This window comes from Streptomyces sp. NPDC048419 (genome assembly GCF_043200415.1).
Lineage (GTDB): Bacteria > Actinomycetota > Actinomycetes > Streptomycetales > Streptomycetaceae > Streptomyces.
Window position 1 is genome coordinate 1 of sequence record NZ_JBICXT010000084.1, and the last position, 6,999, is coordinate 6,999.

General features: G+C 67.4%; 3 protein-coding genes and 1 pseudogene. 1 reads left to right on the forward strand and 3 read right to left on the reverse strand.

Going from position 1 to position 6,999, the window contains the following annotated elements; genetic code table 11:
• Positions 1–85, forward strand: a pseudogene (locus tag ACGFYN_RS47550) (IS5/IS1182 family transposase); the annotation flags it as partial.
• Positions 86–126: 41 nt separating this feature from the next.
• Here the strand turns inward: ACGFYN_RS47550 and ACGFYN_RS47555 are convergent.
• From ACGFYN_RS47555 to ACGFYN_RS47565, 3 genes are all read right to left on the reverse strand, one after another.
• A complete protein-coding gene (locus ACGFYN_RS47555; protein WP_393872203.1) occupies positions 127–837 on the reverse strand; it encodes an EamA family transporter in 711 nt (236 codons plus the stop codon).
• Positions 838–1,150: 313 nt separating this feature from the next.
• Positions 1,151–4,741, reverse strand: coding sequence for an urea carboxylase (uca, locus tag ACGFYN_RS47560; RefSeq protein WP_393872204.1), 3,591 nt, complete (start codon positions 4,739–4,741; stop codon positions 1,151–1,153).
• Between the two features lie 35 nt (positions 4,742–4,776).
• A complete protein-coding gene (locus ACGFYN_RS47565; protein ID WP_393872205.1) occupies positions 4,777–5,787 on the reverse strand; it encodes a TauD/TfdA family dioxygenase in 1,011 nt (336 codons plus the stop codon).
• Positions 5,788–6,999 lie beyond the last annotated feature (1,212 nt).

The following is a 6,999-nucleotide window of genomic DNA, read 5'->3' on the forward strand; positions in this document are numbered from 1 at the left end:
ACGGCGAGCCCGATGTTCAACCCGACGTATCGGCACCGCCGTCCAAGCCATCCACACCCTCTTGACCTGCGACTATTTAGGATGAAAGAGGTTCACTGAGGTTTCCTCAGGGATGAACGCCAGACCTCACCTGTCGATAAAACGCTTGAACTTGCCGGAAAATCCAAAATTGGAGAATGCCGCCAAGCAGAAACTGATAAGCATTGCCGAAATACCGAGGATCGACCACATATTCATGCGCTCCTGCAAGATTATGAGAGCCAACAGGGAGGCGGTGACGGGTTCGGCAAGGCCCACGAGCGTGGCATGGGGCGCTGATACTCGCGGTAGGCCGCGGCTGAACAGGAAGTACGCTCCTGCGGTGGCAGCAATACCTAGCCAACCGATTGCTATTGCGCCTCTGATGGAGAGGATTTCATGCCATTGAGTGCCGGACAGGGTGGGGCTCAGGAGTATCGTAGACCAGGTGAAGAACGCGGACATTACGGTTGTCCCGTCTTCGCCTCGTGACACTAGGGTCTTGGCGGCAATTGTGTAGGCAGCGTAGGCCAGGCCGGCAATGAATGAGGCTAGTACGCCGAATGTCTCGATTCGTGAATGCGTTGATGAGGCGAGCAGTGAGCACCCGCAAGCCGAGAGGATCGCGGATGCCAGCCAGCCGGGCGGCAGTGTGCGGTCTCGGAGCACGGACACCGCTCCCGTACAGACCGATCCTGTGCCGATCGACATCAATGTCCCGGCGCAGACACCTGCCTGGCGAACGGAGAAGATGATCGAGATCTGGAATGCGGAGACGCTGACGGCGCCTGCAACGCACAACAGCATGCTGCGCCTCATGAGGGTGCCGAGCGTTGGCAGTCTGCCCGTGCACGCAAGCACCGCAATGAAGACCAGGGCGGCCAGGAGTGCACGTAGACCTGCAACGGGAGCAGATCCCACGTGAGGGATGAAGCTCTGTGCAAATCCGATGGTTCCCCACAGGATACTGGCTCCGACGATCAAGAAGATCCCGGAAGGCAACCCAGCTGTGAGAGGCTGCGAAGGCGTGTTGACAGAGTGGCTCGTCACAAGCTTTCCCGAGTGTTCGACCGCTTTTGGGCCCCGCCGTGCAGGGTGACATGATCGGCGTGAAGACACCTCTGGCCCCGGGTCACCGTTGCTCCACCACAAGGAGCATGTCGCCGCGCGTGACATAGCTGCCGGGTCGGACGAACAGGTCGGCGACGGTGCCATCGACGGGAGCTGTCACAGGGAACTCCATCTTCATCGCCTCCAGTGCCATCAACTGCTGCCCCTTGCGCACCTGCTCACCCGGTACCACGTCGATCTTCCACACGCACGCGGTGAACTCGGCCTCTACCACGCGGCCCCCCGGCGGTGTGGTCATGGTCCGTGGCGCGAGCGGTGCTGCGGCCGCCGCCCGTTCGGCCCGGTCGAACTCGCCCGCCTCCTCCCACGCCTTCCGCTCGGCAGCGAAGGCCGCCGCCTGTACGGTCCGGAACTCGGCGATCGACCCGGCATGCTGGTCGAGGAAGCGCAGGTGGTCGGCGAGCACGAACTCGCCCTCCTCGATCTTCAGCGCGAACCGCCCGGCCGCCATGTCGGCCCGCATCTCCAGCAGTTCCTGTGTGGAGACCGGGTACCAGCGGATCCGGTCGAAGAACCGCAGCAGCCACGGCGCGCCCGGCTCGAACGGGCCGCGCTGCTGCCAGCCCGACCACATCTGCACCGTCCGCCCGACGAACTGGTAGCCGCCGGGTCCCTCCATGCCGTAGACGCAGAGGTAGGCGCCGCCGATGCCGACCGAGTTCTCGGCCGTCCAGGTGCGGGCCGGATTGTATTTGGTCGTGATCAGCCGGTGCCGCGGGTCGAGCGGGGTGGCCACCGGGGCGCCCAGGTAGACGTCGCCGAGGCCGAGCACCAGGTACTCCGCGTCGAAGACCGTGCGGTACACGTCCTCGACCGACGCAAGCCCGTTGATCCGCCGGATGAACTCGATGTTCCACGGACACCACGGCGCGTCGTCCCGCACGCCCGTCATGTACCGCTGGATCGCCTCCCGGGTCGCCGGGTCGTCCCAGGACAGCGGCAGGTGGACGGTGCGGCTCGGCACGGCCAGGTGGTCGGTGGCGGGCAGCGCACGTTCGATCTCCCGCACCAGTGCCAGCAGTTCGGGCAGCGGCAGGGCGTCCGGGTCCACGTGCACCTGCAGCGAGCGGACGCCCGGGGTCAGGTCGATGACCCCCTGCGGCCGCCGCTGGGCGAGTCGCTCGGCCAGCGCGTGGACGCGCATCCGCAGCGCCAGGTCGAGCTGCATGGGCCCGTACTCGACCAGCAGATTGTCGTCCCCGCTGCGCCGGTAGGTGACGCACGGCCGCTCCGCGGTGGCGGGCAGCGTGGCCAGCACACCGCCGTCGGCGACCAGCGGGCGGGAGGCGCGCGGCGCGGCAGCCGGAGTGCGGCGCAGCGCGGCGGCGTCCTCGCCGGTGACCGGCACGAACCGGACCCGGTCGCCGGGACGGAGCTGGCCGAGCTTCCAGCGCTGCCCGGTGACCACGGTCGCGGGACAGACAAAGCCGCCGAGCGAGGGACCGTCCGGGCCGAGCAGGACGGGCATGTCGCCGGTGTAGTCGACGGCGCCGACCGTGTACGGCGTGTCGTGGATGTTGGAGGGATGCAGGCCGGCCTCGCCACCGTCCGGGCGGGCCCAGTCGGGTTTGGGGCCGACCAGGCGGACGCCGGTGCGGGCGCTGTTGAAGTGCACGGACCAGTCCGCGGCGTAGAACTTCTTGATGTCCTGCGGGGTGAAGAACTCCGGTGCAGCGTGGGGCCCTTCGACGGCCGGCAGCTCCCAGTCGGAGGTGAAAGGGGGCCGCTCCTCCTCGGGGACGGGACCTCCGTCTACGCCGAGGCGGTCGGTGCCGCCGTGCAGGACGTCGCCGGTGCGCAGCGCCCGTCCGCCGTGGCCGCCGAAGCCGCCGAGGGTGAAGGTGGCGGCGCTGCCGAGGAAGTCGGGGGTCTGCAGGCCGCCGGCAATCAGCAGGTAGCTGCGCAGGCCGGGGCCGGGCGGGGCGGGGACGACGAGCAGGCCGCCCGCCGGGACGAGCACCGGCTCCCACTGTGGCACCGGTGTGCCGTCCACGGTGATGTCGGTGGACGCGCCGGTGACGCAGACCCAGGTCGGGGCGGTGAAGCGCAGCTCCGGTCCGAGCAGGGTGCACTCCAGTCCTGCGGCGCCCTCGGGGTTGCCGAGCGCCCGGTTGCCGAGCCGGAAGGAGAGGTCGTCCATCGGACCGCAGGGCGGCACGCCGACGTGCCAGTAGCCGGTGCGGCCCGGCCAGTCCTGGACGGTGGTCTGGGTGCCGGCGCGGATGACCTCGATCCGCGGGGTGGGGTCGGCGACGTGCGCCAGGGTGGCGGTGTGGTGGGCGGCCTCGGCGACCTCGGGCACGGCGGGCACGGCGCGCAGCAGGCCGAGGTTGGTCTCGATGCCGTGGATGCGGGTACCTGCCAGGGCGTCGGTGAGCCGGGCGAGGGCGTCGCCGCGGTCGGTGCCGTGCACGATCACCTTGGCGAGCATCGGGTCGTAGGCGGTGGTGACCTCGGTGCCGGTCTCCACCCAGGTGTCCACCCGGACGTCTGCGGGGAAAGTGACCTCGGTGAGCAGCCCGGCGCTCGGGCGGTGGTCGCGGCTCGGGTCCTCTGCGTAGACGCGGGCCTCGACGGCGTGTCCGTCCGGTGCGCCGACCTCACGGACCACCGAGCGGTCGCCCTGGGCGAGCCGGAGCATCCACTCGACCAGGTCCACCCCGTACACCGCCTCGGTGACCGGATGCTCGACCTGCAGGCGGGTGTTGACCTCCAGGAAATACGCCTCCTGGCTGGCGGCGTCGTAGACGTACTCGACGGTGCCGGCGGAGCGGTAGCCGACGGAGGCGCACAGGTCCCGGGCGCAGTCGGCGAGTCGCCGGCGGACGCGGTCGGGCAGGCCGGGGGCGGGGGCCTCCTCCAGGACCTTCTGGTTGCGGCGCTGCAGCGAGCAGTCGCGGTCGCCGAGGGTGACCACCCGGCCGGCGCCGTCACCGAAGACCTGAACCTCGACGTGGCGGGCGTGCTCCACCAGCCGTTCCAGGAAGACGCCGGCGGTCGCAAATCCGGCGGCGGCCACCCGCTGCACCCGCTCCCAGGCGTCGGTGAGGTCGGCGGCGTTGTGGCAGGCCTGCATGCCGATGCCGCCACCTCCGCCGGTGGCCTTGAGCATCACCGGGTAGCCGACGGTCTCGGCGGCGGCCCGCGCGGCCGGCAGGTTGGGCAGCAGGCCGGTGCCGGGCAGCAGCGGCACCCCGGCGGCCTCGGCGGCGGCCCGGGCCGTGTGCTTGGCGCCGAAGACGTCCAGCTGGCCGGGGGTCGGGCCGACGAAGGCGAGCCCGGCCGCCTCCACCTGCCCGGCGAAGGCAGCGTCCTCGGACAGGAAGCCGTAGCCGGGGTGAACCGCGCCGGCACCGCTGTCGTGGGCGGCCCGCAGCATCAGGTCGGTGCGCAGGTAGCTGTCCTTGGCGGGGGCCGGGCCGAGCCGCACCGCGTGGTCGGCGAGCCGGACATGCGGGGCGGAGCGGTCCGGGTCGGAGTAGACCGCGACGGTAGCAATGCCGATCCGGCGGCAGGTGCGGACGATCCGGGCAGCGATCTCGCCGCGGTTGGCGATCAGCAGGGTGTCGAATGACGGGTGATCGGCAGACAACGGACGGCTCCAGAGCAAGGGACTTGTACTGCTGATCAGAACAGCACGCGGGAGCCCGCCCCGACTCCCGGGGTACGGGCAGCGCGCAGGTCTCGCGTCACTTGCGCCTTCTTCAACCAGCGGTCCTTGCCGTCGAATCGGGGGCTGAAGTTGGCACGACCGTGAACTGCGATGTCATTGTCGATGATGAGCAGATCACCCGCTCTGACAGCAACATCCACCCGGCAGCGATCCAGCTCGGCGACCAGAACAGCCAGTGCTTTCTCGGCTTCCTCATCAGCACACCGCATGAACGGCACGTCCAGGCGCAAGTAGGGGGCGCTCGGCTCACCCCACAACACGGCCACCGGCTCCGGTGCTGCGCGCATACGCTGCATTACCTCAAGCGCCGGGTGATCTGGAAACTGCCGCGCGAGCTGCACCAGATGTTCATCATCCGGATAGATGAAGAACCGCTCCTCAAAAAGGACCTTTGCACACCAGTCGGGAAGGCGAACATCCCGAACGGACGACAGCAATGTGGGAACAGCACCATGGTTTCTGATCCCCAGCAGAATGACGTACGCGCAGCGACTCGGATGGAATCCATCCTCTGTGTGCCACAGGAGTTCTACGCTTCCGTGACCGCTCTGCCGATCCTCCTCCCCCTGCACCGGAAGAACGTCCTGGATCATCCGCCCTCCCTGGATCGTCGCCCAATTGAAGACTTCTCCAAGACAGGTCGCTACAAGAGCAAGGAAAATTTCCTCACGACGGGCTGCCTGCGCCCCGGCAGCTTTCCTCCACCCAGCCGGCGTCGGCCCCATAGCAGTATCATCGATCTCCATCCCGCGGACAACCAGGCCGGCCGCCGACTCGTACAGACGGAAATCTGACAGAAATCTCCTGAACCCGACGGGAAGTCTTGACACAAACTCCCAAGCGAAATCATAGAAGGACTCACTGCCCGGATCTCCGCCGGCAGCCTCAGCTTCCATGAGCACATGCCGGATCTGCGAGGCTTCGGATGCATTCAGGCTATAGAGAGTTACAGGGTGTTCGTTCACAGCATGCACCTTCGTGAAATTCCGCAACAGTCCGCAGAAATCAGCGCACTCCCGACAGGCTCAGGCGAGAATATTTTCACTTCAGTTTCGAAGCCTCACACCAATCCGGAGTCGACCTGCTTCCACGGAAGCCTGACCCGCCCCCTCACACCTGAGTAGTTCATACTCACGCCCACCCCGCCCTGGCCGGATGGAAACGCTGGCCAAAGGTGGCTTCGTCGACGAAACCTGCGCACCGACTACCACCGGGAAAAGCACCACGACGTCGACCCCGCCCGAGGTTCTCAGCGCCTCCGCAGCCACCCCAATCACCGGCCCAGCAGCAGCGCCTGCACTCGTCGACCGTCCTCACCATCTGAGCCACCGGACGCCGCTGCAGTCGTATTCGAAGCCCTGCGCGGAAATAGATGCCGCAGCCCCGGGTGAAGGGGGCCGGTTTCGGCGGCCCAATACTTCGATGGAGAGCCGCAGCTGAGCACTCGCCCTGGACGTTCCACGGCTGCCTCCAGCCCCAGGCACTCATGCGACGCTGGCGCGCTGGCGGCGATCTGTTCGCGGGACAGCGCGTCGGCGGCGTTTCGCCCGGGAACGGGGGCGAACCGCCCGTTGATGAGGTCCTGAAAGACTCCCCGGCCGAAGGCGCCGAACGCCGCCCATAGACACACCCGGTTGGAGGTGGAACAGGTCACCGACGTCGGAGCGGTGGCGGTGTGCAGGTAGGCGACGCCGGTGGTCGGCCGGATGCCAAGCAATGCTCACGGCGTGCGCGACGAGGGCCAGGAGTCGACGGAAGGGCGTGAAGGATCCTCGCGGGCCCCGACCATGAACTGCCACGCTGCCACCGCAATACCGAAAAGGTCACGGCCCTGAGTAATTTACAGCGCGTCCCTGAGTAACATGCGAGCGCATTCTTGAGTAATATGCGAGCCCTTTTCTCCATTTCCGTGCGATTGGAAGTCCAGAAACATCCGCCTGACGACTACTTGAGCTTGCCTTGACCTTTACTTTTCCCTGGCATGAATAGTTCGTCGCCAGAGTGGCCCCCATTGTGTGCTCCACGTCGGCCGTCACCGCCGCAGGCCGGCGCCCGGACGCATGGACTACCGACCACTACATGCATGCGAAGAACCGCATCGCAGGGGGTTCTATGAGATCCAACCGCGCCACGATGCGCGCCGCGAGCATGGCAGCGACACTGCCCATGATCGCCGG